The sequence below is a fragment of the Streptomyces sp. NPDC059679 genome (assembly GCF_042734105.1).
Classification (GTDB): domain Bacteria; phylum Actinomycetota; class Actinomycetes; order Streptomycetales; family Streptomycetaceae; genus Streptomyces.
In genome coordinates this window covers 62,158-84,983 of record NZ_JBHWES010000055.1, presented here as the reverse complement: position 1 = coordinate 84,983, position 22,826 = coordinate 62,158, and the positions used below count along the sequence as shown (strand labels likewise).

Sequence of the window (22,826 nt, the reverse complement as noted above, 5' to 3'; positions counted from 1 at the left end):
TTCGCGATCTCCCACAGCCCGTCCGGAACAATCCAACTCCACGTACCCCGCCCCATGCCCGGGGCAACGACGCCTCACCACATAGGACACGGTCTTAGTGAGCGTTTGATTCGCCTATCGTATGTTTCATGATGATTTTTAGCGGCCAGATACGAGCACCGAACCAAGCGATCCGCCGGAAAAACGGCTTATGCGGCAACCAGCAGACCAGTTATGCGCCGGGTTCCTTGCAAAAGCTCCTGTCTCATTTAGAAACCCACCGGTTCACGCGCAATTGAGAACGCACACCCCGGTGCACCCAACACCCCCGCACACGCCCTGCTCAGACTGGCCGCCACCGCATACCCAGGCATCATGCAGCCCTCACGGCCCTACCCCAGCGACCTGTCCGATGCTCGCTGGGAACTCATCCGCCCCACCCTCGAAGCCTGGCGCCAGGCCCGCAACGGCATCCGTAAACCCACCCACGACCTGCGCGCCCTGATGAACGCCATCCTCTACGTCGACCGCACAGGCATCCCCTGGCGCTACCTGCCCCACGACTTCCCGCCCCACCAGACCGTCTACGGGTACTTCGCCCACTGGGAAGCCGACGGCATCTTCGACCAGCTCACCGGCCTCTTACGCGGCAAAGTCCGCCAGGCCGAAGACCGCTCCAGCGAGCCCAGCGCCTGCCTGATTGACAGCCAGAGCATCAAAACCTCCGCCACTGTCCACCTGACCAGCCAAGGCATCGACCCGGCCAAGAAAATCATTGGACGCAAACGGCACATCGTCACCGACACGCTCGGTCTCCTGCTGGCCGTGGCCGTCACCGCCGCCAGCGTCCACGACTCCACCGCCGGCACCCAACTCCTGACCAAAGTCCGCGAGCGCCACCCCACCGTCACCAAAGCCTGGGCCGACAACGGCTACAAGACCAAAGCCGTGGAACACGCCGCCCACCTCGGCATCGACCTCGAAATCGTCCAACGCGACCCCAGCATCCGCGGATTCCACGTCCAGCCCCGCCGCTGGGTCATCGAACGCACCCTCGGCTGGCTCATGCACCACCGCCGCCTGGCCCGCGACTACGAAACCCACCCCCACCGATCAGCAGCCATGATCCAACTCGCCGCCATCACCCTCATGACCCACCTGCGGGGCTCGAATAATCATCGCTCCTGGTCAAGCGGCGTATCTGTACTCGTTGATCACGCCGCCGAGGACGCGAGTGCGCAGGACTCTGCGGCTGGCCGGGTCAAGGACCGGAGGTGGTTGTCCGTCTGCTTGGGGAGGTAGCTGGCATCGGGCTCGGTGCGGGCGGTGCGCGTTGTAGTGCCTCTGGTACGTGGCCAGGACCTGGCGCGCGTGAGCTTCGCCGAGGATCAGTATGTGGTCGAGGACTTCTCGGCGGAGGGTGCCGATCACTCGTTCGCAGTGGGCGTTGGCCTTCGGTGCGCGGACCGGTGTCTTGATGATCTCGATGTCCTCGGCTTGGAACACGGCGTCGAAGGTGTTGGTGTACTTGCTGTCGCGGTCCCGGATGAGGAAGCGCAGCGAGTCCATGCGTATGCCGAGGTCGGTGGCGAGGTTGCGGGCTTGCTGGGTGGCCCATGCAGTGGTCGGGTGTGCGGTGACGCCGGCGATGTGCAGGCGCCGGGTGTGGTGCTCGAGGAAGATCAGGGCGTACAGGCGTTGCAGGTTGATGGTGTCGATGTGGAGGAAGTCGCAGGCGATCAGACTGGTGGCCTGTGCGGAGAGGAACTCGCGCCAGGTTGGGCCGGTGCGGCGTGGTGCGGGGTCGATTCCTGCGTTGTGGAGGATCTGCCAGACGGTGGAGGCGGCGATCGGGTGTCCGAGCCGGGCCAGTTCACCTTGAATCCGGCGGTGGCCCCATCGGCTGTTCTCGCGGGCAAGGCGCAGTACGAGTTTCTTGATGGCGGCCTGCGTGGGCGGCCGTCCGGGACCTCGATGTCGTCGGGAGTAGTCCCATCTGCGGGCGACGAGCCTGCGGTGCCAGGCGAGCAGCGTGCTCGGTGTGACCGGGAAGATCTTGGTCCAGCGGCGGCGGGGGATCAGCGAGGACAGGGCTGCGAACCAGAGACGGTCCGCAGGCTCGTACCGTACCCGCCCTTGCAGTTGGCGTCGTAGCACAGCGTTTTCGTGCCGGAGGACGAGAAGCTCAGCTTCTTTCGAGGTGTCCCGCTGTAGGAGCACTGCTGGGACGGAGAGAAGACGTCGAGTCATCCGGTAGAGAAGCGACACGACCATCCCACCAGGATCGCAGTGCTACGCGGAGACCGTGGCGTTTTGAACAGCAGCGATGAATATCCGAGCCCCACAGGCCCGGGAGTGTTCCGGGAATGTCCCCATAGTTATGGGATGCCGTAGAGGATGAGTACGGCTGTTGGTGTGGTGTGAGCGCGGCATGCGCTAGCGGTGTTGACCCAGCCGGCGAGGCGGAAGGCGCTACGGATGATGTCGCGGAGGGCGGCCATGACGGCGGGGGCGTTGCGGGTGCGGGTCTGGCTGGCGTCGTCGTCGAAGGTGACGTCTCGGATCCAATGCACGCTGTTCTCGATGCGTCAAGCAGGCTGCATCGGTGTGTGGTCGTCGAGTTCGTCGGCGAAGCGGGGGTGGACGCGAGTGGTGCGTCCTCGCGCCTTGGCGAGGCGTGCTTCGAGCCGGGTGATCGTTTCGCGTGTGGCGTAGAGGATCCAGTGGTGCGGGTGGCGCGTCTCCTGGCGCCCAGTCAGGAGTCCGTCGCCCAGCCACTTACGGACGGTTCCGATGGTGCAACCGAGGTGGGCGGCGAGGTCAGTCACGGCAGCTGTAGTTCTTGATCATGCTCGCCTTGTCGCGTCGTCGCGGCCGCGGTGATGTTGTTTCAGCGGCGGTGTGTCTCGGCTGCCCGGTGCTGGTGTGCGCGGCGCCAGGCGGACCAGTGCAGCAGGTGATCGCGGTCGCGGCGGGGCGGGGGCAGGACGGTGGCCCGCAGCACGCGGACAGCCGCCCGGGTTTGCACTGCTTCCGCAGCCTAGGAAGATCGGCACAGCGCAGACTTGAACCACAACCGCGGCAGCTTCCTCGGATGTGGAGCATCCGGTGGGCGAGGAAACAGCAGGCTGAGGCGTACCCGGGCGATTCCGGGCTGCCCAGGCCGTCACGAACCCGAGCCACATTGACCGTCAGTCGCGGCGGTGGCGCCTGGCCCGTGCGATGCGCGAGCTCGGCCGATGCACATTCCATGCCCCGGACCCAGTGGCCAGGCCAACCCGATCGAGATGCTGAACGACAAACGTTCCTGAAACTCGTCTGCATACTCACCCAGGGCGAGCATGACAACGGCCTGCGGCTTCGAGCCCTCGATGGCCGGAGGCACCGACTGAGCCTCGCCGAAGCGGGCGGCCGAGCAGCCCGAGAGGCGGCAGGTTGCGCTGCCGGTTTTGGCGATCGTGAGCAGCATGTGGTTCACGGGGTCGGGACGGCCTTGGTGGTGGAGCCCCCGCAGGTGACGGTCTCGTCGCCGGGCGCCGCGGGCCAGCGGCGCTCGGTCGGGCTCATCGGCGTGGTTCCCAACGAAAGAGGCGGGAAGCTAGCCCGACGGCGACGACGACCCAGCTCAGTGTGGGGACCAGCAGGATCAGGGAGTCCGCGACGGGTACGTTGCCCTCCCAGGCATTGACGACCAGTTCGGTGGCGGCGCCACCGGGAAGCAGCCGCTTGAGCAGGGCGAGATTTTCAGTGCCGGTCATGCCTACCCAGCTGGCGACCGCGATCACCGACAGGCTGACGGGTAGCGTGGTCACCTGAGCGTGCTCCGGCGAGTTCGTGAGCCCCGCCGTGGCGAGTGCCAGGCCGACCAACATGGCCAGCGTGGCCAGGACTGCAGCCGCGAGGAGCGGGATCTGGGACGGTTCGGTGGCGACTACGCCCAGCACGATCAGGATCCCGACCACCTGGACCAGCGCGATGACCGTGACCGGCAAGAGCAGCCCTGTGAGGATGTCGACATCGCCGGCGGCGGTGGAGCGCAGCCGTTTGAGGAAGAGGTTCTGCCGACGCGAGGCCAGCGTAGTCACGGCCGTGGTGTAGAGCCCGAAGGCCATCACGGTGAACATCACGATCGCCGCGATGTAGCCGAGGCCGGCCACATCCTCGAAGATCTCGTGCCGGTAGACGAAGAACGCACTGATGGCGACCGGCACGATAAGACCGGTGACCAGAACCAGCCGGTTCCGGAAGATCTGGATCAGCTCACTGCGAGCGATCGCGAACATGGAGTTGGGTCCCTTCGTGGCAAAGCGTTGGTGGGTTCAGCCGCCGGTGATGGCGCGGAAGACATCGTCGAGGCGGGTCGGACCGGCCTGCAGTTCCCGGAAGTCCACCCCGGCATCGTGAGCCCAGCCCAGCAGGCGGTAGAGGTCCTCCTGCAGGCTGAAGGTCTCCACACGAAAGGCCCCGTCCGCGTGCACAGCTCCCATTGGCGGCTCGGGAGCACCGGCCGGAAGAGCGAAGGTGATCACCGACGGCAGGGTCTGCGTCAACTCCACGACGGTCCCCTCACGGTGGAAGGTCCCCTGGTGCATGAGCCCGATACGATCGGCCCGTTGCTGCGCCTCCTCCAGGTAGTGAGTGGTGAGCACGACCGTGGATCCCTCGTCGCGCAGCCTGTCCACGGCGGCCCAGAGCGCGTCGCGGGACTGGATATCCAGGCCGGTCGTCGGCTCGTCCAAGATGACCAGCTCGGGCCCGCCGTACACGGCGGTGGCGAAGTCCAGACGACGTTTCTCGCCGCCGGAGAGTTGCGACACCTTGGTGCCCGCCTTGCGGGTCAGACCCACGACGCCCAGTACGCGGTCGACGTCGTCGTGCCGCCGGGTCAGCATGCCGATCAGCCGGACCGACTCCTTCACCGTGAGATCCGGAGAGAAGCCGCTCTCCTGCAGCATGATGCCCATCCGCGAGCGCACGGCAGCGCGGTCGCGCGGGCCTTGCCCCAAGACGCGGACGGTGCCCGACTCGGCCGGCCGATGTCCCTCGATGACCTCGAGGGCCGACGTCTTGCCTGCGCCGTTCGTGCCGAGCAGTGCGTAGAACTCGCCACGCCGCACTTGGAACGACAGGTCCTTCACAGCATGGAAATCGCCGTAGCGGACGTTGAGCTTCGTGACCTCGATGACTGCTGTAGTGGACATGCCTCGATTCCACCGGCCGCGACGCGCTCTCGGCAGTGCCATCGCATCACGTCCCCGCCATGACATTCCTGGCAGGCATGCATGACGCAGTGTCACTGGTGTACCGGAAGCTCCGCACGGATACTGGCTGAACGATGTCTGAAATTACCGAGGCGACGGCACAGGGACGACTGCGCCGGCTCAACCTGATCACGCTGCTCCCGGTGGTCGCTGTCGGTGGGGTGCTCTTGGTGGCGCTGGACGCCGAGTCCTGGTCGGACGCTGTGGTCCTGGGCCTGGGTGTGGTCGCGGCACTGGTGGCCTTCGTATCCTGGGCGGCAGGCAGTCTGGCCCGGGTCGCCGTGCCGTGCCTGGTCCTCACCGCGGGTGTCTGGCTCTTCGGTGTGCTGGTGGCCGGGAGTGGGAAGGCGATCTTCGGTCTGTCCGTCGTGGGCCCGTTGGTCGTGCCGCGGCTGCGCCGCCATCGTGGCGCAGCCGCCGTCACCCTGGTCGCCTACGTCGCCGTCGTGGGCGCGGCACGGTTCCTGATGACGGATGACGACCCGCGTCAGGTACTGATCAGGTATGTCATCGTCCCCGCGGGCGTCACCGCCATCGTGACGGGGCTGATGTTCCCCAACAAGCGGTTCTACGATGTCGTCCACGACTTGGAGGAGTCGCGTCGGCATGAGGCGGAGCTGGCCGTGGTGCGTGAGCGTATGCGGTTTGCCAGCGACCTGCACGACATCCAGGGTCACACCCTGCACGTGGTGAAGCTCAAAGTCGCCCTTGCACAGAAGCTGGTGCACCGCGACCCCGGCCGGGCAGAGCAGGAGCTGCACGAGATCTACTCACTCGTCAGCGACACCATCACCCAGACCAAGGAGCTCGTCTACGCACAGCGTCGACTCAACCTCCCCGCTGAGCTGGAGAATGCGAAGAACCTGTTCGAGGCCGCTGGCATCACGGTACACATCCGCCGCGATGCGTGCTCGGACAGTCGCACGGGCGAGCTGCTCGGCCAGGTCCTGCGCGAGACAACAACCAACATCCTGCGGCACGCCCAGGCGCGGGAAGTCCGGATCACGTTGTCCGAGTCAGGCATCACCATCGTCAACGACGGCGCAGCAGACAAGCCGCTCTCAGAACTCAGCGGTCTCGCCGTTCTCGAACAACGCGTGGCCGACAACGGGGGAAAGCTCACAGTGGACCAGAAGAACGGGCATTTCCTGACCGCCGCCGACTTCCCGTCGCCTGGTCCCGAGGCACAGGAGGCCCGATGACCACCATCGTACTCGCCGACGACGAGGCACTCCTGCGCAAGGCGCTCGCGGCGCTGCTGCCGCTCGAGGGAGACATCGCTGTGCGCGCCGAAGCCGAGGACGGCGAGGACGCCGTCCGCGCCACCCTGCGGTACCGGCCCGACGTGCTCGTCATCGACCTGGAGATGCCCGGCGTCGACGGGCTCAGCGCCGTCTCGGCCATCCGCAGCGTCCGGCCGGACCAGGTGATCCTCATGCTGACCAGGCACGCCCGGCCCGGGGTACTGCGCCGGGCGCTGAAGCTCGGTGTCCAGGGATTCGTCAGCAAGTCCGCTGAACCGGCGCACATCGCGTCCGTCATCGCGACCCTGCACGAGGGACGGCGCTGGATCGACCCGGACGTCTCCGCGCTCGCCCTCATCGACGACTGCCCCCTCACCGACCGCGAGATCGACGTCCTGCGCGCCACGGCCGACGGCTACTCCGCCGCCGACATCGCCGGTCGGCTCCACCTCGCCGAGGGCACCGTCCGCAACTACCTGTCCAATGCGATGCGGAAGACCCAGGCCCAGACCCGGCACGAAGCGGCGCGGTACGCCCGCGAACACGACTGGCTGTGACCACACCCGACGAGTGAAAGACACGAAGCGGCTGAGGCCCCCTCTGACCTGGACAGCCTGATCCTGGAATGGAAGGTCCCCAGAGGAAACAGCGCCAAGCATCGAGAAGGCATACGGTGCGGCGATTCCCCTGCAGTTGGCGAGAGGATCGCATTGAAGATGTCGCGGAGATCGGCTCGGCGCCGAGATCGTCATCGGACCGCACGTGACGTTCATTCTCGCCGTGGACGCGGCTTGCGAGCACGGCCTCCTCATGGACAGCGAGGGCATCTGCTTGATCGACACCGTGCTGCGGCCTGCCGCGCTCGGCTACGTCCCTCGCGGCGCGGACACCCTGAAGACGTCGAACGAGACCGACGCCTCGGTGCGGACCATCCGCACCGGAGGGCTGCCCTTCGGGGATGAGATCGTCACGTGGTGGAACTTCATCGGTCGCAGCCGCAAGGACATTGTGAAAGCCCGCGAGGACTGGGAGGCCCCGGCCGACCGGCTTCGGCGCCATCGAGGACTTTCCTGGCGGCTACTTTCCCGCACCGGCCCCCTGCCGAACGCCGCCATCACACCGCGCCAGAACCCGTCGACCCGCTGACCTACACCCTACGAAGGGCACACCATGAGCAAGTCGTCCACCACCACGGTCATCGAGCGTGCCGACGCAGCTCGCAACCGGCAGCTCCTACTGAACACGGTCCGCGAGATGATCACCGAGACTGGCGTGGAGCAGGTGACAATGGACGGCCTGGCCGAACGGGCGGGCGTAGGCAAAGGCACCGTCTTCCGCCGCTTCCGAAGCAGGGCCGGCATCTTCCACGCCCTCCTGGACGACGACGATCGCGCCTTCCGGGAACGAGTCCTCTACGGCCCCCACCCCTGGGCCCCGGCGCAATGCCGGCCGCCCGACTGGCGGCCTACGGCCGTGCCCGCATCAGGTTCCTACTGGAACGTCATGCCATCGCCCGCGCCGCCTTGGATCACAACCAGTCGATTCCCGCCGGGGAGTCGACCTTGTCCCAGATCCATCTCCGCATGCTTCTTGGGCAGGCCGGGGTCGACGCTCCGGACGTCGACAGCCTCGCCCTGCAGCTGACCGGCGCGCTCGAAGGCCCCATCCTGCTCTACCTGCCCATGTCCCCGCGGGCCAACAAGGCCCTCCACATCGCACGCCTGGCCGACAGCTGGCAGATCCTCATCGAACGCCTCTGTCAGCCGACCCCTGAGCGGGAAGCCGAAGCCGACCGGGAGGGGTGACGATGGGCGCCGCCGTGCGGGCCTCAGCACCGCCGAATGGTTGATGCATCACCTTCTTGCCAACATAGGAGCCAGCCGCGCGTCGGCCGACCAGCAGAATCCCGCACCGCGAAGTCCTGGGTCACGGCACCCACCTTTCGAAGACGAGATTTCATCAGTGCGGTCGATGGTGGCGTCCGCCGGGGAAGGCATGGCGCACGTCACCCGCGATACCTCTCGGCTGCGACAGAGCGGCCAGCGAACGACTCCCAAACCTCTCGGGCCGAACGATGCACTCATGCCGCACCCCACGAAGTACCACCACTTCTCAACTGGTTGACAAATCAATCAAATGCCCGGATAATTGACACCTCAACAATCGGTCTGCACAGGAGCCCACCATGTCTGGTCTCGTCTTCGGTCTGGACACATTCGGAGACGTACTGGAGGACGACTTCGGCACCCCGGTGTCCTACGCGAAGGCCATCCGCCAAGTAGTCCAGGAGGCCGTACTCGCGGAGGAGACCGGCGTGGACGTCATCGCACTCGGCGAACACCACCGCCCGGAGTTCGCGATCACCACCCCGGAGACTGTGCTGGCCGGGATCGCCACGCGCACCAACCGGATCCGTCTGAGCTCCGGCGTGACCGTGCTCAGCTCCGACGATCCGGTCCGCGTGTTCCAGCGGTTCGCGACCGTGGACGCACTGTCCAACGGCCGGGCCGAGGTCATCCTCGGACGCGGATCGTTCACCGAGTCGTTCCCCCTCTTCGGATACGACCTCGCCGACTACGACGTGCTGTTCGAGTAGAAGATCGAGCTCTTAGCCAGGCTGCTGGAGGAGAAGCCCGTCACCTGGAGCGGCAGCAAACGGACTCCGCTGGAGAACGCCGACGTCTTTCCCAAGACCGAGTCCGGTCACCTGAGCACCTGGGTGGGCGTCGGCGGTTCTCCCCAGTCGGTCATCCGCACCGCGCACTACGGCTTCCCGCTGATGATCGCCATCATCGGCGGCAGCCCGGAACGCTTCGTGCCCCTCATCGACCTCTACCGGCGCGCCGCAGAACAGTTCGGCACGACCGCCCATCCTGTCGGCATGCACTCGCCCGGCTTCATCGCCGACACGGACGAGCAGGCCCGGGAACTGCACTGGCCGGGCTACAAGGTCGTCCGGGACCGCATCGGCGCACTGCGGGGCTGGCCGCCGCTGCGCAAGGACGAGTACGACTCGGAGATCGAGCACGGCTCCCTCTACATCGGGTCGCCGGAGACGGTCGCCCGCAAGATGGCCCGCGCGATCAAGGCACTCGGCGTCGGCCGCTTCGACCTCATCTACGGCAACCAGCCGATCAGCGCCCGCCTGCGCGCCGTCGAGCTGTACGGCACCAAGGTGCTCCCGATGGTCCGCGAGATCCTCGCGAGCTGACACCGTGAACGGAGAAGAAGACATGCTCAGCACGCCCGTGAACACCGTAGGCATCCTGGGTGCGGGCAAGGTCGGCACGGCGCTGGGGCGGCCGGCCCAGGCCGGCGGCTACCGGGTGCTCATCGCGGACTCGGGCGACCCCGCCAAGATCGCGCTCACCATCCAGGTCCTCACCCCTGGCGCGATCCCGGTCACCGCGGCTCAAGCCGCCGCGGCGGCGGACGTCGCCATCCTGGCGCTGCCGCTCGGCAAGTACCGCGCTCTCCCCCTCGATGCATTGCGCGGCAAACTCGTGATCGACGCCATGAACTACTGGTGAGAAGTCGACGGCATCCGCGAGGACCTGACCGACCCGCTGACCTCCTCCAGCGAGATCGTGCAGGACTACCTGACGGATTCACAGGTGGTCAAGGCGTTCAACCACATGGGCTACCACGATCTGGACGACGGGGCCCAGCGTCCGGGAACGCACGGACGTAAGGCAATCGCGATCGCCGGTGACGATCCGAACGACCTCACCACCGTCGCCCGCATAGTCGATGCAGTCGGCTTCGACCCCGTCATGGCCGGCCCCTGGCCGAAGGGGTACGACTGGAACCGGGCACCGAGCCGTTCGGCGCCAACGTGGGCGCCGAAGAACTGCGTGCGATGCTTCTCCGCTTTCCGGAGTCGGAGCGCGGAAAGAGCGTACTGAGCGCGCGGGCCGCCGCCGCGGAGTCGGCGGAGCACGCGGCCTGATCGCCCAATCCGACGCGGTCGGCAGACTGATAGCTCAAACGTGGTGAACAACTCGTCGAGCAGCACCATGGCCTGCTCCGGGCGGCCCTCCGCATCGGCCATGAGCGCCAGCAGCAAGGCCCTGCGTTGCGGACAAGTATCGCCGGATCGCCGAACATCGTCTGCCCTCGGCCGCGTAGGGCTTCGCCGGGTCACGGTCGCCGGTGTACAGGAGCGTCGCGTCGGCGAAGTGGCCCAGCCCAGTTCGTCGGCCATGGCTGTGCCCGCTTCCGTCTCCGCTCTGGCGTCGGACAGCCGGCCCGCGCCCAGCAGGACGCTGGAGCGGTTCATGAGCCACGGAGGCGTGGCGGCTGCCTGGCCTTGCCGCTGGGTGCGCCGGACGCCGCTCTCGGACTCGGCGGGTGACTCCGCCGGACGCCCTGCCACATCGAGCATGAACGCTTTCCACAGTTCCTCGGGCACCCAGAGGGAGCGCGAGAAAACGGCTTCGGAAGCGATGTCCTCGGCCTCGTCCACGCGCTTGAGCCCCGCGCCCAGTCGCACTGGTAGTAGAGCACGCTCGAGTGAGCCGCCATGACGGTGGCCAACGCGGCCCTGTCCCCCGCTTGCTGCGCGGACCGCAGCGCCCCGTCAACCGCCGCCCTGGCCGTGGCTCCCCAGTCCCCCACCAGCCCCAGATCGAAGCAGCGCAGGGCCAGAAGGTAAGCGCGCAGGCACTCCGGGACCCCCGGCAAGGCCGCTCCGATGCCGGCTTGGCACGCTCCCTCCGTGAAGTCGTACTGGCTCGACACGCGCGCGAGGCTGAGACGCACCCGCGCCCCCGCCTCGCAGGGCGGCGGAGAGCTGGGCACAGTGGTTGCACCAGCGCTCGTCAGGTCGCTGAGGTCGTGAAACTGGACCTCGATGAGGACGGCGACTGTCTCAGGGGTGGGGAATGTTTCGGAGGTTGGCGCGGGCCAGGTCGAGCATCTTGCCGACGCCCCCGTCGAGCACTGTCCGGCCCGCGGCGAAGGCGAATCCCTTGACCTGGGCGGCCGAGATGTGCGGCGGGATCGACAGCGCGTTGGGGTCGGTCACCAGGTCGACCAGGAACGGTCCGTCGTGGGCGAGCGCCCGCTTGAGTCCCTCGACGACATCCCCGGGGCGCTCGATGCGGATCGCCTCGATGCCCGCGCTGCGGGCGATCGCCGCATAGTCCACCGGCTCGTGGTCGGTCTCGTGCTCGGGCAGCCCCTCGACCAGCATCTCCAACTTCACCATGCCCAGGGAGGAGTTGTTGAAGACGATCGTCTTCACCGGCAGATCGTGCAGTTTCACTGTGAGCAACTCGCCCATCAGCATGCCCAGTCCGCCGTCACCCGACATCGATATCACCTGGCGGCCGGCGTAAGCGAACTGCGCGCCGATGGCGTGCGGCAGCGCGTTGGCCATCGTGCCGTGCAGGAACGAACCGATCACCCGGCGCCGCCCATTGGGGGTCAGATAACGCGCCGCCCACACGTTGGACATGCCGGTGTCCACGGCGAACACAGCGTCGTCAGCCGCGAGTTCGTCCAGAACCGAGGCCGCGTACTCAGGGTGGATCGGGGTGTGCCGCTCGACGTCGTGGGTGTAGGCGGAGACCACCGTCTCCAGCGACTTGGCATGTTTGTGCAGCATCCGGTCCAGATAGGTACGGCCCCGCTTCGCCTCGACCAACGGCAGCACAGCCCGCAGCGTCTCCCGGACGTCGCCGTGGACCCCGAGTTCCAGCACAGTACGACGGCCGAGGCGGCCCGCATCGTGGTCGATCTGCACGGTCCGTGCCTGCGGCAGGAAGTCGTTGTACGGGAAGTCTGTGCCGAGCAAGACGACCAGGTCGGCCTCGTGCATTGCGTCGAAGCAGGCACCGTAGCCCAGCAGACCGCTCATGCCCACGTCGTACGGGTTGTCGAACTGGATCCACTCCTTGCCCCGCAGGGTGTGCCCGATGGGGGCGGCAGCCTTCTCGGCGAGCGCCATGACCTCGGCGTGCGCGTCCCGCACTCCCGCACCGCAGAACAGCATCACCTTCCGAGCCGCGTTCACCTTCTCGGCCAGCGCCCGAACCTGGGTGTCCGGCGCGACGACCCGGCCGCGCTCAGTGACCAGGTCGCTGCTTCCCGTCGGGTGAGTCGCCGCGTCGTGCGCGACATCGCCCGGTATCACCAGGACCGACACCGCGCTGTTGCCAAGAGCCCGCTGCATGGCGATCCGCAGAACCCGGGGCATCTGCCCGGGGGTGCTGATCATCTCGCAGTAGTCGCTGCACTCTGTGAACAGCCTTTCCGGGTGGGTCTCTTGGAAGAAGCCGGTGCCGATCTGGTGGGACGGGATGTGCGAGGCGAGTGCCAGCACGGGCGCACCGGAGCGGTGCGCGTCGTACAGTCCCTGGATCAGATGCGTGTTTCCGGGGCCACAGCTTCCGGCGCACACTGCGAGCTTGCCGGTCAGCTGTGCCTCAGCTGCCGCAGCGAAGGCGGCGGCCTCCTCATTCCGTACATGCACCCACTCGATGCCGTCGGTACGGCGCACCGCGTCGACCACCGAGTTCAAGCTGTCACCCACCACGCCGTAAATCCGCTCCACGCCCGCCTGGCGCAGGATGTCCACCATTTGCTGGGCCACGGTCAGCTTCCGCATCGCCGGACTTCTCCCCTCGGGCTGCACACCCGTCTCATGTGGCTGTCGGCAGCCTCAATATAGTTGATGCGTCCACTATAGAAGCACGGGCGCCCGGGGGGCCTTGGCCCCGGAGGGAAGGCATGCATACGAAGTTCCTGCACCCGAGCCGATCCGCACCGTGCGCGCCGGAACCCGTACGCGGGACCCGAGTTGGCCGCCGAAGAGTCGAACGGACTACTCAGTCGAGCTGCGCCTTCAGCCACCGCAGGATGTCGGGTGTGACAGGGTCGGTGATGTCCGCGAACTCGTCGTGCCGCTTGAGGAACTTGGCGACGTAGGGGCAGACGGGGACGATCCGCATTCCGGATGCGCGCACGTCGGCGAGTGCCTGCTGGACCAGCTGCGGGCCCAGCCCCTGGCCGGCGAACGCCTCGTCGACCTCCGTGTGGAAGAAGACACGCTGCACGCCCAGGTCACGGTAGGCGGTCAGTCCCGCGCGTCGGCCGTCGACCAGGATCTCGTACCGGCGATCGGCGTCCGCCCGCTCGACGACCGTAGTGGTGGAGGACTCACTCATGGTATGCCTTTCGTGAGGGAGGTCAGCGGGTCGGTGGGTTCCGGCGCGGCGTGATGGCGGCGTTCGGCAGGGCCGGTGCGGGAAGGCGGCCGCCGGGAAATTCCTTGATGACACCGAAGCGGTCGGAGGAGGCTTCCCAGTCCTCGCGGGCCTTCACGATGTCCTCGTGGCTGCGACCGATGAAGTTCCACCACATGACGATCTCTTCCCCGAAGGGAGGTCCCCCGAGGAGGACGACCCGCGCCGGGGCGTCGGTCTCGTTGACCATCGTCAGGACATCCGCGCCGCGAGGGACGTAGCCGAGTTCGGCAGGCCGCAGCACAGTGTCGATCAGGCGGATGTCCCCGCTGTCCACGAGGAGGCCGTGCTCGAAGCTCGCGTCCACGGCGAGGGTGAGCGTCCTGTGCGGTTCGATGACGATCTCGGCGCCGAGCGGCGTGAAGGCCCGGACCGGGGAGGTCCGGCCGACGAGCGAGCCCAGGAATACCCTGATCTCGGCCCCGTCGACCTGCGCGGGTTCAGGCACGTAGTGCTGGAAGTCCCGGGCGGTGTTGCGGTGTTCCTCGGGCAGCGCGACCCACAGCTGGACGCCGTGGATGACGGTGGTGTTCGGGGTGGAGACCTCCGAGTGGGCGATGCCGTATCCGCCGGTCATGAGGTTCATCTCGCCGGGCCGGACCAGGGCGTGGGTGCCGAGGGTGTCGCGATGCTCGACCTCTCCACTGAACAGCCAGCTCACCGTCTGCAGTCCGGTGTGCGGATGCGGGGGCAGGTCCATGCCACCCGATGCGGCGACCTCGTGCGGACCGTAGTGATCGGCGAAGCACCAGGCGCCGATGAGTGAGCGCTCCCGCTGGGGCAGTGTCCGCCGCACACGCATCGCGCGCGGACCGCCGAGGGGGACCTCGCGCGCCGACAGGACGTCGACGCGGGGGGCTCCGGTCGGCCGGTCGCCTTCGACGAGCGCACCGCAGCGCAGGGCCACGGCATCGGTTTCCGTGTTGCTCACCGAGAGCACCTCCCGCTCGATCTGGTTGTCGCATCAACTATAATGCCACGAGGGCAGGCCGATGGCCACAGCACCCGCACGAACACGGGCCACTTTGAGCGTGGCCCGAAGGAGGCCTCGCCGTGAGCAACTACCCCAGCAGTTCCCCACCCCGCAGGATCTTCGTCGACAAGCAGAGCCCCAAGGCCTTCCTTGCCCTGGTGCAGGTTTCGGAAGCGGTCCGGGCAACAGCCTCCGAGGCCGGACTTGACCGCACCACGGTGGAACTGATCAACCTCCGTGTGTCGCAGCTCAACGGCTGCGCCTACTGCCTCGACGTGCACACCAGGGCGGCCCTGCGCGCCGGTGAATCACCGCAGAGACTCGGTGTCCTGAGCGCATGGCGGGACACCGGCCTGTTCACGCCCTCGGAGCGTGCGGCCCTGGCGCTGGCCGAGGCCACAACCGATCCGGTGAACACCGCGGCTCAGACATCCGCCTACGAGGCCGCCCGGCAGGTTCTCCCCGAGGCTCAGATCTCAGCTGCGATCTGGGTGGCGGTCACCATCAACGCGTTCAATCGCGTGTCGGTCATGAGCAAGCACCCGGTGCCCTCGACTCCCGCCAAGTAGGGGCGGTCGGCCCGCCACACCGGGCTGTCGAGGTCGCAGCGGCGGCGGGGCAACTCATGGCCCCCTTCGTTCCCTTCCCGCTCTCTCAGCGGCCACCGCGGCGACGCTCACGCCGGCCACATGACGCAGGCCGGGCCGCCCGTTCGCGAGAGGCTGGTTCCTCGCCGAGCTTCTCCAACACGCGCTCGGAGATCCGAGCCAGCAACCGCAGCTCGGACGGCGTGACATGGTCGAGGAAGAGCTCTCGCACCGCCTTCACATGACGCGGGGCGGCGGCTTCGACCAACGCTCGCCCCTCGTCCGTGATCGCCACGAACGTGCCACGGCCGTCTTCGGCACACTCGTCCCGCACCACCAGACCACGCTGCACCATCCGGGTGATGTGGTGGGACATCCGGCTCTTCTCCCACTCCAACGCCCTGGCGATGTCCAGAAGCCGCCGCCGGTCCGGTACGTCCGTCAGCTCGGCCAGTACGGCGAAGTCCGCAGGCGAGACGTTGAACTCCGTCTGCAACAAGCGAGACAACCGGCCCATGAGTCTCTCATTCATCCGGACGAAGCTCCGCCACGCACGCTGCTCCTCCGCCGTCAACCTACTCACCGCCTGTTCCATGAAGAGGCTGCGGCCGCTCGTCGGTGGTCCGGCCCCCGGGGCATGGCCCGCCGGCGGTAGCGGGTCAGTCCACCTGGATGTTCGCGGCGTTCTGGGCCAGCCAGTCGTCGAAGCTCTCGAGTGCCGGGTTGATCTCCCGCAGGAGGTCCAGGTCGCGGGCGCCGGTGAACTCCTGGTCGAAGTCGCCGTAGTACTGGAACATGTTGGCGATCTCGTCACCCGCCGGTACGCCCAGGGAGCGGAAGACGTCGTAGGGCACCGACTGGAAGCGCACCGGCTCGCCGATCGCGGCGCCCAGCTTCTGCGCGTACTGGGCGCCGGTCAGGTGGTCGCCGGCGAGGCCGACGGTCTGGCCGATGAACCGCTCACTGTCCTTGAGGATGGCGAGCGCCGTGCGGCCGATGTCGTTCACGTCCACGCCGGCCAGCAGCTTGCCGTCCTCAAGCGGCAGGGTCAGCGTCAGTACGCCGTCCTCGGCCCGCTTGGGACCCATCATCGACAGGAAGCCCTGGAAGAAGAAGGTGGTGTTCAGGAAGGTGGTCGGCACCCCTGCCTGCCGGAACAGCTCGTTACCCTCGCCTTTAACGTCGAAGTGCGGGACGTTGTACTTCCCCTGCAGGACGGGCATCCGCTCGTCCTGCAGCGGCAGCAGTTCACGGGTGTCCTCCAGCGTCGACCACACCACGTGCCGCAGCCCGGCGTTCTTCGCGGACCGCACCAGGACCTCGATCTCCTCAGTCTCCTTGGCCGCCGAACCGTGGGCCCAGAAGTTGGTGACGAGGAAGGCACCATAGGCACCCTCGAACGCCTCGTGCACGGACGGCTCGTCATGGAAATCCGCCCGCACGACCTCCGCACCGAGCTGCGCGAGTTCCCTGGCCGCGGGCGAGCCGGGGTTTCGGGTCAGCGCACGCACCGTGAACCCCGAGTCCGGATCGGCGAGGATCGCCCGGGCGGTGCCGCCTCCCTGGGCACCGGTCGCTCCGGCAGCCGCGATGACCTTCTTCTCACTCATGCCAGTACCCCTACACACAGAGATATTGATGACGCATCAACTGAAGCGCATCCTGGTTGATTAATCAACCAGTGGCACGAATTTCAGCCGCGATCGACGCCCGCCGCCACCATGTAGATGACGCATCATCTACACGACCACCGGCACTCGACCTGTCAACCGGACATCTGTCCGCGCTCGCCGAGCCCTTCAACGCCACGTTCAAGCGCGAGGTGGGCCGGGGCCCGTTCCGTCACAGGGCGGCCGGGTCACTCCTCCCGATCATCCAGGTTCGCGATGATCCTCTCGGCGATGGTGCGCAGTTGCGTGACCTCGGTCGCCGTGAGGCCGGAGAGCACCGTGTCATGGGCGAAGACGTCCTGCAGCGGCAACACTCGCTCCACGAGGTCGAGGCCACGACGTGTGAGGACGGCCTGGTAGGCACGGCCCTTTTCAGGAGTGTCCTCGCGGCGGAGCAATCCGGCAGCCTCGAGTGTTCGGAGTGCATGTGACAGCCGGCTCTTGTGGAACCGCAGCGCCCGACTCAGTCGGGTGAGGCCCATCGTGTACCGATCTGCGCCGGCGAGCAACGCGAGAATCTTGAAGTGGCTGTGCGGGATGCCGGCATCGTCCTGCGTCTTTCGCTCAAGTTCGGCTTCGACCAGGTGGGCGAGAATCACCAGTGACTGCCAGTTCTCCCGCTGCTCCTGCGACACCCGGGGCGTGGCGACCTCGACCGATTCGGCCTGAGAGCGGGCCCGCCCCCGCCCGCTCGGCCGCGGCGACGTGAGATCGGACAATCGGTCAGCCACCTCTCCCGGCCTGCCGGACGACCGAGCCTTCGTACTGTGAGCCCCGTAGTGAGTTGTGAATTCAACTCACTAGGGCAACCACCCTGCCGAGAGAAGTCTAGTCCTGCCAACCCGTCTGTCCCGTGACCGGAGCAGCGCGCAGATAGGGCCGGGCCCACCCGGGGCCTCGTCAGCGCGGGGCGATGCCCGTGTCCGAGGAACGGAGCGCCTGATCAAGGAGACCCGCACCAGGGCCTGCCAGCCAGCGGTCGAAGTCCAGCAGGAAGGGAAACTCCGCGCGCAACGCGTCGAGGTTCGCGTTCCCCGCCAGCCTGCCGTCGTCCACAAGCGCTTCCAACTTGCCGAGGATCTCGTCCTGTCCCGGCAGCGTCGTCGGCAGACGGCTGTAGCTGATCATCCGGCCGGCGGCCCGGGTCAGATTCTCGGCCAGGGCATTGCCGGTGAGAGCGTCACCGGCAATCTCCAAGGTGCGACTGGCGTAGCGGTCGGGTGAGCCGAAGACCGCGGCGACGATGCGGCCGATGTCGCGTACTGCGATGAACTGCATGGCCTGGTCCGGGCGCATCAGGAAGGACAGGTGTCCCCGTTCAAGGCCCATTTCGGGGGTCACGAGGAGCTCCATGAACGTGGCCGGCCGAATGATGGTGCCGACGATGTCCAGATTCCGGACATGGGCCTCGATACGGCTCTTGGTGTCGAGATGGTCCACGCCCGTTGTCGAACCCGCGGTGACCGCCAAACTGTAGACGAGGTGGGCGACGCCGCAGCGCTCGGCGATCTCGGCCACCGCCGCGCCGAAGCGGACCTCGTCCTCGTTGGTCACGTCGGCGCCGGCCTGGCCGGAGTTCGGCTGGACACTGAAGACGCCGTGAGCGTCGGAGAAGGCCGCGCGGAGCGACTCCGGATCGCCGAGGTCACCGCGGACGGTTTCGACGCCCGCGGCGGAGAGGGAACTGGCCCGGTGGCCGGACGGGTCCCGCACGACCGCGCGCACCCCCCAGCCGTCGGCCCGCAGCGCAGCGGCGACCGATCCTCCCTGTGCCCCGTGGCGCCGAGGACGACGACGGTTTTGTCGATGTTGGTCATGCCGACCACACTGCGCCCTCGGTGATCACGACCGTGTTCCTGATGAACATTGCTGATTTTTCCCGAGGCCTTGCGAAGTGAGTCGGAGACGTGCTGGTCATAGGCGTGCTCCAGAGTTCGGACGGACGTCAGGTGCAAGCGGGACGTGGAGTCGAGTCAGGAAGTCGGGATGCGGATCGGAGAGGTCGCCGCGAAGGCGGGCGTCAGCGTCAGGGCGCTGCGCTACTACGAGCAGCAGGACTTGCTCCGCTCCTCCCGGAATCCGGGTGGCCAGCGCCGGTATCCGGACGGTGCCGTCGAACGGGTCAGGCTGATCCAACAGCTGTACTCCGTGGGCTTGACCAGCAGAACCATTCGCGAGGTGCTGCCGTTCGCTGACTCCGGCGGGGCGTCACCGGAACTGCTGGAGCTGCTCGGCGCCGAACGCGACCGCCTCGACCGGCAGATGACGGACCTGCAAATCGTGCGCAGGCGGCTGCACGACTGCATCACCGAGGCGCGCAATCATGGCGGACCAGGAAGTTCATCCTGAACCAGGGGGCAACCGGGCCGAGTGGGCAGTTGATACGTCGACGGCACCAGGGGCGTGTCCGGGAGGCGACCACTTCCCTTACCGGCTCAGGAGAAGCGGTCAACGCCCGCCAGCGCCGTGACCACATGGGTTCGCCGGTTCGGATGCCTACAGGTTGTCGACGTAGAAGTTCGTGAGCCGTTCGACGGCGGCGTCGACGTATTCGGGCTCGTCGTACATCTCGTAGTGGCCGGCGCCCTCGATCACCATCAGGTCGACCGGGTTGGGGGCCATCTTCCACAGCTGTATGCCCGCCTCGTAGGAGCGTGTGTTGCCGATGCGTCCGGCGAGGATGACCTGCAGTGGCTGGGTCATGAGTGGGTCGACCAGGTGGAACGCGTCGTAGCCCAGCAGGAGGGAGTCGCTGCGCGAGAGGCGGCGGTTGGTGGAGTGCTCGTTGCCGCCCCGCTCGGTGCGGTAGAAGGTAATAGCCTGCGTGGTGTCGATATCGGTCAGACCGGCTGCCGCGGCGTCCTCCAGGGTGTCGGGCAGCCAGTTCACTCGGGTCATCTCGCCCGAGCGGGACTCCTCGATGCGCGCGTCGGCGAGGGCGTCGAGTGCAGCGGCCGGGCCGTCGGGCTGGAAGCCGCGGAAGGAGGTGCCCATGTTGCCGGGGACCACGGTTCCGACCGCCTTGATGCGGTGGTCCGTGCGGGCGGTGTGCACGGCGTAGCCGCCGCCGGCGCAGATACCGAGGACGCCGATGCGCTGCGGGTCGATACCGGGGGTCGTGATGAGCGCGTCGATGGCGTAGGAGATGTCCTCACCGCGGCGGTAGGGGTCTTCGAGGTCGCGTGGCTCGCCGCCGCTCTGCCCCTGGTGAGCGGGATCGAAGACGAGCACCGCGATGCCGCGGGCGGCGAGGCGGGACGCGTAGTTGGCGCCGATCTGCTCCTTCACGCTGCTGCCGGGCGTGGAGAGCACCACGGCGCGCAGCGGCGCGGCGCTGTCGGCATTGTCGGGCAGGTGAAGGTCGGCCGCGAGCTCGATCGGTCCGCGCGGGATCGTGATGTGCTGAGGCATGGACAGCGCCCTTCGTGAGACCATTCTTCCATAGCTGCGCCAGTACAAAAACGATACTTGTACAGTTTGGAACTAATACAGAACGGTACCACTTGGTTGGGGGACTCACATGTCGGCCGACGGTGCGCAACTGTGGACGCTGAACCAGCGGCTGCTGAGTGTCGTGATGGACGCCTGCACGGAGGAGCTGACTGATCTCGGGCTGGAGACGAAGGAGTTCTTCGTCCTGGCGGAGGTGGCCGCGTCGCCGTACCCAGCAGAGATCGCGGCGGCACTGCTGCTGCCCAAAGCAAGCGTGACGGTCTACGTCCGCAACCTCGTCGCCAAGGGATTCATCCGGCGCGAGATCGACGACGCGGACCTGCGGCGTCACCGCCTCGTACTCACCTCCGCGGGCACAAAGGCGCGAGATCGTGCACTCGCAGCCCTGGCGGCGGAGTACGACCGCAGGCTGGCGAGAATCACCCCGCAGGACCGCACCGAGCTGCAGCGCATCCTTCAGGAGATGCTCTCGCCCGCCGACCGGGCGGAGGTCTGACCACGCAGGCCCGGGCTACGCCGGCAGTACTACGAGCTTGCCGCTCAGGTGCCCGGACCGACTCACCGCCAGTGCCGCCGCAGACTCGTCGAGGGGGTAAGTGCCCGCGATGGGCATCTGCAGCCGTCCCGCCTCGATGAGGGCGAGGATGTCACCGAGCGCTTGAGGACCCCCCGCTCCCGGCTCGGCCATGTGCACCTGGATTCCCGTGTCCGCGGCATCGAAGGCCACGAGTGAGAGGACGCGTGTCGGACCGCCGGCGAGTTCGATCGAGTCCGGGATTTCACCGCGGCCGGAGGCGTCGAGGACCGCGTCGACTCCGTGGGGGGGAAATCGCTCGTACGCGGTCGACCAGGCCCTCGCCATAGATGACCGGTTCCACACCGAAGGAGCGGAGCTGTTCATGGTTGCGTTCGCTCGCGGTGCCGATGACACGCGCACCGCGAGCGACGGCCAGCTGTACGGCGAAGGTGCCCACGCCACCGGCTGCGGCATGGACCAGCAGCGTCTCCCCCGTGGAGATCTTCAGCTTGTTGAGGACCTCCCAGGCGGTGATACCAGTACCGGCCAGGGTTGCGGCAACCTCCCACGGGACGGAAGCCGGCTTGGCGACCAGTGCAGCGGGGTCGGCGAGCGCCGACTGCGCGTAGGAGGGCGCAAGGGAGGCCCCCAGCACCTCGTCACCGACGCTGAAGGCGGTCACGCCCTCGCCGACCTGGTCGACTACGCCGGCCACGTCGGAGCCGAGGCCGCCCGGGAGATCGACGGGCATCACCTGGCGCATGTATCCGTGCAGGATCTTCCAGTCGATCGGATTGACGCCTGCGGCCCGTACCGCGAGCCGTACCTGCCCGGGGCCCGCGGTGAGCGGCGGAACATCGACGATACGCAGCACGTCAGGGGTACCGTACTCGGAGAACTGCACTGCAAGGGACATCTGCTCGACTCCAAGTTCTTGGGTGCTACATGCGGGAGAGCGGGCACGGCCGTGTCACTGACCGCAGGGCCCCGCATGGTCGCAGTACGGCTGGAGGCGGCTCTGCCCGCAGCCGCACAGAATGACCCTGGTCTCGGCGCGCGCGCCTTGCGGCGTGTCCACGCTCAGCTCCCCGCGCACGGTCAGCTGCCCGATGGCACTGCGGGTGATCGTGGTGGGCCGGTCGGGGGTTTCCGTCCCGCCCTCCACGAGTTCGTACTGGAGCGCGCCCGAGGGACAGCGCCGCACGACCTCCGCCAGGCGCTCGGCCGTAGTCCTGTCCGGCTGGATCCACGGTCGCTTCGTCGGGTCGAACACCTCGGGCAGGCGATGGACGCATTCGGCGGCGTGGAGGCAGCGCCTGGCCTCGAAGATCACCGTGATCGATTCCGTCCGGTATGCCTTCTGCTCGGATTCGCCGCTCATGCCCGCCTCCGTTCCTGCCGTGCTCGGCTTTCAATCACTGACCTTGCTGCGGGACTGGTACAGCAGGTCCTGGTACTCGGGGTGCCGGCTGATCCAGCCCGCGAAGAAGGGACAGGTGGCCAGGACCCGCAGGTTCGCGGCACGTGCCTCGTCAAGGGCTGTACGGACCAGTGCGGACCCGACTCCCGCGCCCTCGTACTCCGCCTCGACCTCGGTGTGCACGAACGCAACGAGTTCCGTCGTGCGGATGTATTCCGCAACGCCCGCCACCTTGAACTCTCCATCAACACGGGCCTCGTAGCGCTTCGCCTCGGGCACGTCGCTCACTTCGACCGTCATGTGTCCTCCTTGTGGGGTCTGATCCCGCTCAACTCAGCAGAATCCCGTCAGCCAGGACATCAGCCTAGCCCTACAAGGTTGATGCATCAACTTAACCCATGGCGAAGGCATCCGAGCGCCGAGCGAGCACGGGGCGCCGACCTCCAGGCCTGCACGAGACATGGCTCGAGCACTC

The 22,826-nt window shown here is 67.2% G+C and carries 28 protein-coding genes and 2 pseudogenes; 12 read left to right on the top strand and 18 right to left on the bottom strand.

The genetic code is table 11. The features are described from left to right. Positions 1–354: 354 nt before the first annotated feature. Positions 355–1,122 (top strand): annotated as a pseudogene (locus tag ACFV2X_RS40365) (IS5 family transposase); the annotation flags it as partial. A 45-nt stretch (positions 1,123–1,167) separates the two neighbouring features. Here ACFV2X_RS40365 and ACFV2X_RS40360 read toward each other — a convergent pair. From ACFV2X_RS40360 to ACFV2X_RS40335, 6 genes are all read right to left on the bottom strand, one after another. Beyond that, positions 1,168–2,253, bottom strand: a complete 1,086-nt coding sequence (locus tag ACFV2X_RS40360) for an integrase core domain-containing protein (protein ID WP_385626281.1) — start codon at positions 2,251–2,253, stop codon at positions 1,168–1,170. Between the two features lie 104 nt (positions 2,254–2,357). Next, on the bottom strand, positions 2,358–2,552 hold the full coding sequence (locus ACFV2X_RS40355; RefSeq protein ID WP_385626280.1) for a hypothetical protein: 195 nt from the start codon (positions 2,550–2,552) through the stop codon (positions 2,358–2,360). Positions 2,553–2,567: 15 nt separating this feature from the next. After that, positions 2,568–2,807, bottom strand: a complete 240-nt coding sequence (locus ACFV2X_RS40350; protein ID WP_385626279.1) for a hypothetical protein — start codon at positions 2,805–2,807, stop codon at positions 2,568–2,570. Between the two features lie 338 nt (positions 2,808–3,145). Continuing rightward, complete coding sequence (locus ACFV2X_RS40345; RefSeq protein WP_385626278.1) at positions 3,146–3,448, bottom strand: hypothetical protein; 303 nt, start codon at positions 3,446–3,448, stop codon at positions 3,146–3,148. A 94-nt stretch (positions 3,449–3,542) separates the two neighbouring features. Next, a complete protein-coding gene (locus ACFV2X_RS40340; RefSeq protein WP_385626277.1) occupies positions 3,543–4,262 on the bottom strand; it encodes an ABC transporter permease in 720 nt (239 codons plus the stop codon). A 36-nt stretch (positions 4,263–4,298) separates the two neighbouring features. Continuing rightward, positions 4,299–5,180: an ABC transporter ATP-binding protein gene (locus ACFV2X_RS40335; protein WP_385626276.1), complete on the bottom strand. Its 882-nt coding sequence runs from the start codon at positions 5,178–5,180 to the stop codon at positions 4,299–4,301. A 134-nt stretch (positions 5,181–5,314) separates the two neighbouring features. On the opposite strand from ACFV2X_RS40335, the gene ACFV2X_RS40330 reads away from it, so the two are divergent. The 8 genes and pseudogenes from ACFV2X_RS40330 (at position 5,315) to ACFV2X_RS40295 (ending at position 10,389) form a co-directional block, all read left to right on the top strand. Continuing rightward, on the top strand, positions 5,315–6,442 hold the full coding sequence (locus ACFV2X_RS40330; protein ID WP_385626275.1) for a sensor histidine kinase: 1,128 nt from the start codon (positions 5,315–5,317) through the stop codon (positions 6,440–6,442). After that, complete coding sequence (locus ACFV2X_RS40325) at positions 6,439–7,041, top strand: DNA-binding response regulator (protein WP_385626274.1); 603 nt, start codon at positions 6,439–6,441, stop codon at positions 7,039–7,041. The genes ACFV2X_RS40330 and ACFV2X_RS40325 overlap by 4 nt, the downstream gene beginning before the upstream one ends. Before the next feature lie 253 nt (positions 7,042–7,294). Then, entirely contained in the window at positions 7,295–7,630 is a 336-nt protein-coding gene (locus tag ACFV2X_RS40320; protein WP_385626273.1) for a pirin-like C-terminal cupin domain-containing protein, read from the top strand. Between the two features lie 24 nt (positions 7,631–7,654). Beyond that, positions 7,655–8,128, top strand: coding sequence for a TetR/AcrR family transcriptional regulator (locus ACFV2X_RS40315; RefSeq protein WP_385626272.1), 474 nt, complete (start codon positions 7,655–7,657; stop codon positions 8,126–8,128). After that, a complete protein-coding gene (locus tag ACFV2X_RS40310; protein WP_385626283.1) occupies positions 8,047–8,289 on the top strand; it encodes a hypothetical protein in 243 nt (80 codons plus the stop codon). The genes ACFV2X_RS40315 and ACFV2X_RS40310 overlap by 82 nt, the downstream gene beginning before the upstream one ends. 380 nt (positions 8,290–8,669) lie before the next feature. Continuing rightward, positions 8,670–9,695, top strand: a pseudogene (locus ACFV2X_RS40305) (LLM class flavin-dependent oxidoreductase). A 22-nt stretch (positions 9,696–9,717) separates the two neighbouring features. Then, entirely contained in the window at positions 9,718–10,014 is a 297-nt protein-coding gene (locus tag ACFV2X_RS40300) for an NAD(P)-binding domain-containing protein (protein ID WP_385626271.1), read from the top strand. Positions 10,015–10,071: 57 nt separating this feature from the next. Beyond that, positions 10,072–10,389 (top strand): hypothetical protein, encoded by a 318-nt coding sequence (locus tag ACFV2X_RS40295; RefSeq protein ID WP_385626270.1) that lies wholly within the window; start codon positions 10,072–10,074, stop codon positions 10,387–10,389. Positions 10,390–11,354: 965 nt separating this feature from the next. On the opposite strand, the gene ACFV2X_RS40290 is transcribed toward ACFV2X_RS40295, so the two are convergent. From ACFV2X_RS40290 to ACFV2X_RS40280, 3 genes are all read right to left on the bottom strand, one after another. Beyond that, positions 11,355–13,094 carry a pyruvate dehydrogenase gene (locus ACFV2X_RS40290; protein WP_385626269.1) on the bottom strand — a complete coding sequence of 580 codons (1,740 nt, stop codon included), beginning with the start codon at positions 13,092–13,094 and terminating at the stop codon, positions 11,355–11,357. 220 nt (positions 13,095–13,314) lie between these two features. Beyond that, positions 13,315–13,653 (bottom strand): GNAT family N-acetyltransferase, encoded by a 339-nt coding sequence (locus ACFV2X_RS40285; protein WP_385626268.1) that lies wholly within the window; start codon positions 13,651–13,653, stop codon positions 13,315–13,317. 22 nt (positions 13,654–13,675) lie between these two features. Continuing rightward, complete coding sequence (locus ACFV2X_RS40280) at positions 13,676–14,662, bottom strand: pirin family protein (protein WP_385626267.1); 987 nt, start codon at positions 14,660–14,662, stop codon at positions 13,676–13,678. A 122-nt stretch (positions 14,663–14,784) separates the two neighbouring features. Here ACFV2X_RS40280 and ACFV2X_RS40275 point away from each other — a divergent pair, with 122 nt between their 5' ends. After that, positions 14,785–15,273 carry a carboxymuconolactone decarboxylase family protein gene (locus ACFV2X_RS40275; RefSeq protein WP_385626266.1) on the top strand — a complete coding sequence of 163 codons (489 nt, stop codon included), beginning with the start codon at positions 14,785–14,787 and terminating at the stop codon, positions 15,271–15,273. Positions 15,274–15,358: 85 nt separating this feature from the next. Here the strand turns inward: ACFV2X_RS40275 and ACFV2X_RS40270 are convergent, their stop codons facing one another. The 4 genes from ACFV2X_RS40270 to ACFV2X_RS40255 all read right to left on the bottom strand — a co-directional run bounded on the left by ACFV2X_RS40270 (position 15,359) and on the right by ACFV2X_RS40255 (position 18,686). Beyond that, on the bottom strand, positions 15,359–15,823 hold the full coding sequence (locus tag ACFV2X_RS40270; protein WP_385626265.1) for a MarR family winged helix-turn-helix transcriptional regulator: 465 nt from the start codon (positions 15,821–15,823) through the stop codon (positions 15,359–15,361). Positions 15,824–15,950: 127 nt separating this feature from the next. Beyond that, complete coding sequence (locus ACFV2X_RS40265) at positions 15,951–16,901, bottom strand: NmrA/HSCARG family protein (protein ID WP_385626264.1); 951 nt, start codon at positions 16,899–16,901, stop codon at positions 15,951–15,953. A 248-nt stretch (positions 16,902–17,149) separates the two neighbouring features. Then, a complete protein-coding gene (locus tag ACFV2X_RS40260) occupies positions 17,150–17,680 on the bottom strand; it encodes a MarR family winged helix-turn-helix transcriptional regulator (RefSeq protein ID WP_385626263.1) in 531 nt (176 codons plus the stop codon). 181 nt (positions 17,681–17,861) lie between these two features. Continuing rightward, the gene (locus ACFV2X_RS40255) at positions 17,862–18,686 is read right to left on the bottom strand and encodes an NmrA family NAD(P)-binding protein (protein WP_385626262.1); all 825 of its coding nucleotides are present in this window, start codon (positions 18,684–18,686) and stop codon (positions 17,862–17,864) included. Between the two features lie 261 nt (positions 18,687–18,947). Between ACFV2X_RS40255 and ACFV2X_RS40250 the strand changes: the two genes are divergently transcribed. After that, positions 18,948–19,310 carry a MerR family transcriptional regulator gene (locus tag ACFV2X_RS40250; RefSeq protein WP_385626261.1) on the top strand — a complete coding sequence of 121 codons (363 nt, stop codon included), beginning with the start codon at positions 18,948–18,950 and terminating at the stop codon, positions 19,308–19,310. Between the two features lie 147 nt (positions 19,311–19,457). On the opposite strand, the gene ACFV2X_RS40245 is transcribed toward ACFV2X_RS40250, so the two are convergent. Then, entirely contained in the window at positions 19,458–20,372 is a 915-nt protein-coding gene (locus tag ACFV2X_RS40245) for an alpha/beta hydrolase (protein ID WP_385626260.1), read from the bottom strand. A 109-nt stretch (positions 20,373–20,481) separates the two neighbouring features. Here ACFV2X_RS40245 and ACFV2X_RS40240 point away from each other — a divergent pair, with 109 nt between their 5' ends. Further along, positions 20,482–20,910 (top strand): MarR family winged helix-turn-helix transcriptional regulator, encoded by a 429-nt coding sequence (locus ACFV2X_RS40240; protein WP_089512216.1) that lies wholly within the window; start codon positions 20,482–20,484, stop codon positions 20,908–20,910. Between the two features lie 15 nt (positions 20,911–20,925). On the opposite strand, the gene ACFV2X_RS40235 is transcribed toward ACFV2X_RS40240, so the two are convergent. From ACFV2X_RS40235 to ACFV2X_RS40220, 4 genes are read right to left on the bottom strand one after another with little or no spacing between them, the layout of a single operon-like run. Then, positions 20,926–21,276 carry a zinc-binding dehydrogenase gene (locus tag ACFV2X_RS40235; RefSeq protein WP_385626259.1) on the bottom strand — a complete coding sequence of 117 codons (351 nt, stop codon included), beginning with the start codon at positions 21,274–21,276 and terminating at the stop codon, positions 20,926–20,928. Then, on the bottom strand, positions 21,194–21,847 hold the full coding sequence (locus ACFV2X_RS40230; RefSeq protein ID WP_385626258.1) for an NADP-dependent oxidoreductase: 654 nt from the start codon (positions 21,845–21,847) through the stop codon (positions 21,194–21,196). Before ACFV2X_RS40230 ends, ACFV2X_RS40235 begins: the two co-directional genes overlap by 83 nt. Positions 21,848–21,901: 54 nt before the next feature. Continuing rightward, entirely contained in the window at positions 21,902–22,312 is a 411-nt protein-coding gene (locus ACFV2X_RS40225) for a (4Fe-4S)-binding protein (protein WP_385626257.1), read from the bottom strand. Positions 22,313–22,342: 30 nt separating this feature from the next. Continuing rightward, on the bottom strand, positions 22,343–22,651 hold the full coding sequence (locus ACFV2X_RS40220) for a GNAT family N-acetyltransferase (RefSeq protein ID WP_385626256.1): 309 nt from the start codon (positions 22,649–22,651) through the stop codon (positions 22,343–22,345). Between the last annotated feature and the right edge of the window lie 175 nt (positions 22,652–22,826).

What these genes read in the sequence shown, in the direction of transcription:
- ACFV2X_RS40360 (WP_385626281.1), bottom strand. Translation starts at nt 2,253, where the DNA reads ATGGTCGTGTCGCTTCTCTACCGGATGACTCGACGTCTTCTCTCCGTC.
- ACFV2X_RS40345 (WP_385626278.1), bottom strand. Translation starts at nt 3,448, where the DNA reads ATGCTGCTCACGATCGCCAAAACCGGCAGCGCAACCTGCCGCCTCTCG.
- ACFV2X_RS40340 (WP_385626277.1), bottom strand. Translation starts at nt 4,262, where the DNA reads ATGTTCGCGATCGCTCGCAGTGAGCTGATCCAGATCTTCCGGAACCGG.
- ACFV2X_RS40335 (WP_385626276.1), bottom strand. Translation starts at nt 5,180, where the DNA reads ATGTCCACTACAGCAGTCATCGAGGTCACGAAGCTCAACGTCCGCTAC.
- ACFV2X_RS40330 (WP_385626275.1), top strand. Translation starts at nt 5,315, where the DNA reads ATGTCTGAAATTACCGAGGCGACGGCACAGGGACGACTGCGCCGGCTC.
- ACFV2X_RS40325 (WP_385626274.1), top strand. Translation starts at nt 6,439, where the DNA reads ATGACCACCATCGTACTCGCCGACGACGAGGCACTCCTGCGCAAGGCG.
- ACFV2X_RS40320 (WP_385626273.1), top strand. Translation starts at nt 7,295, where the DNA reads ATGGACAGCGAGGGCATCTGCTTGATCGACACCGTGCTGCGGCCTGCC.
- ACFV2X_RS40315 (WP_385626272.1), top strand. Translation starts at nt 7,655, where the DNA reads ATGAGCAAGTCGTCCACCACCACGGTCATCGAGCGTGCCGACGCAGCT.
- ACFV2X_RS40300 (WP_385626271.1), top strand. Translation starts at nt 9,718, where the DNA reads ATGCTCAGCACGCCCGTGAACACCGTAGGCATCCTGGGTGCGGGCAAG.
- ACFV2X_RS40290 (WP_385626269.1), bottom strand. Translation starts at nt 13,094, where the DNA reads ATGCGGAAGCTGACCGTGGCCCAGCAAATGGTGGACATCCTGCGCCAG.
- ACFV2X_RS40285 (WP_385626268.1), bottom strand. Translation starts at nt 13,653, where the DNA reads ATGAGTGAGTCCTCCACCACTACGGTCGTCGAGCGGGCGGACGCCGAT.
- ACFV2X_RS40270 (WP_385626265.1), bottom strand. Translation starts at nt 15,823, where the DNA reads ATGAATGAGAGACTCATGGGCCGGTTGTCTCGCTTGTTGCAGACGGAG.
- ACFV2X_RS40265 (WP_385626264.1), bottom strand. Translation starts at nt 16,901, where the DNA reads ATGAGTGAGAAGAAGGTCATCGCGGCTGCCGGAGCGACCGGTGCCCAG.
- ACFV2X_RS40250 (WP_385626261.1), top strand. Translation starts at nt 18,948, where the DNA reads ATGCGGATCGGAGAGGTCGCCGCGAAGGCGGGCGTCAGCGTCAGGGCG.
- ACFV2X_RS40245 (WP_385626260.1), bottom strand. Translation starts at nt 20,372, where the DNA reads ATGCCTCAGCACATCACGATCCCGCGCGGACCGATCGAGCTCGCGGCC.
- ACFV2X_RS40240 (WP_089512216.1), top strand. Translation starts at nt 20,482, where the DNA reads ATGTCGGCCGACGGTGCGCAACTGTGGACGCTGAACCAGCGGCTGCTG.
- ACFV2X_RS40235 (WP_385626259.1), bottom strand. Translation starts at nt 21,276, where the DNA reads ATGGCGAGGGCCTGGTCGACCGCGTACGAGCGATTTCCCCCCCACGGA.
- ACFV2X_RS40230 (WP_385626258.1), bottom strand. Translation starts at nt 21,847, where the DNA reads ATGTCCCTTGCAGTGCAGTTCTCCGAGTACGGTACCCCTGACGTGCTG.
- ACFV2X_RS40225 (WP_385626257.1), bottom strand. Translation starts at nt 22,312, where the DNA reads ATGAGCGGCGAATCCGAGCAGAAGGCATACCGGACGGAATCGATCACG.
- ACFV2X_RS40220 (WP_385626256.1), bottom strand. Translation starts at nt 22,651, where the DNA reads ATGACGGTCGAAGTGAGCGACGTGCCCGAGGCGAAGCGCTACGAGGCC.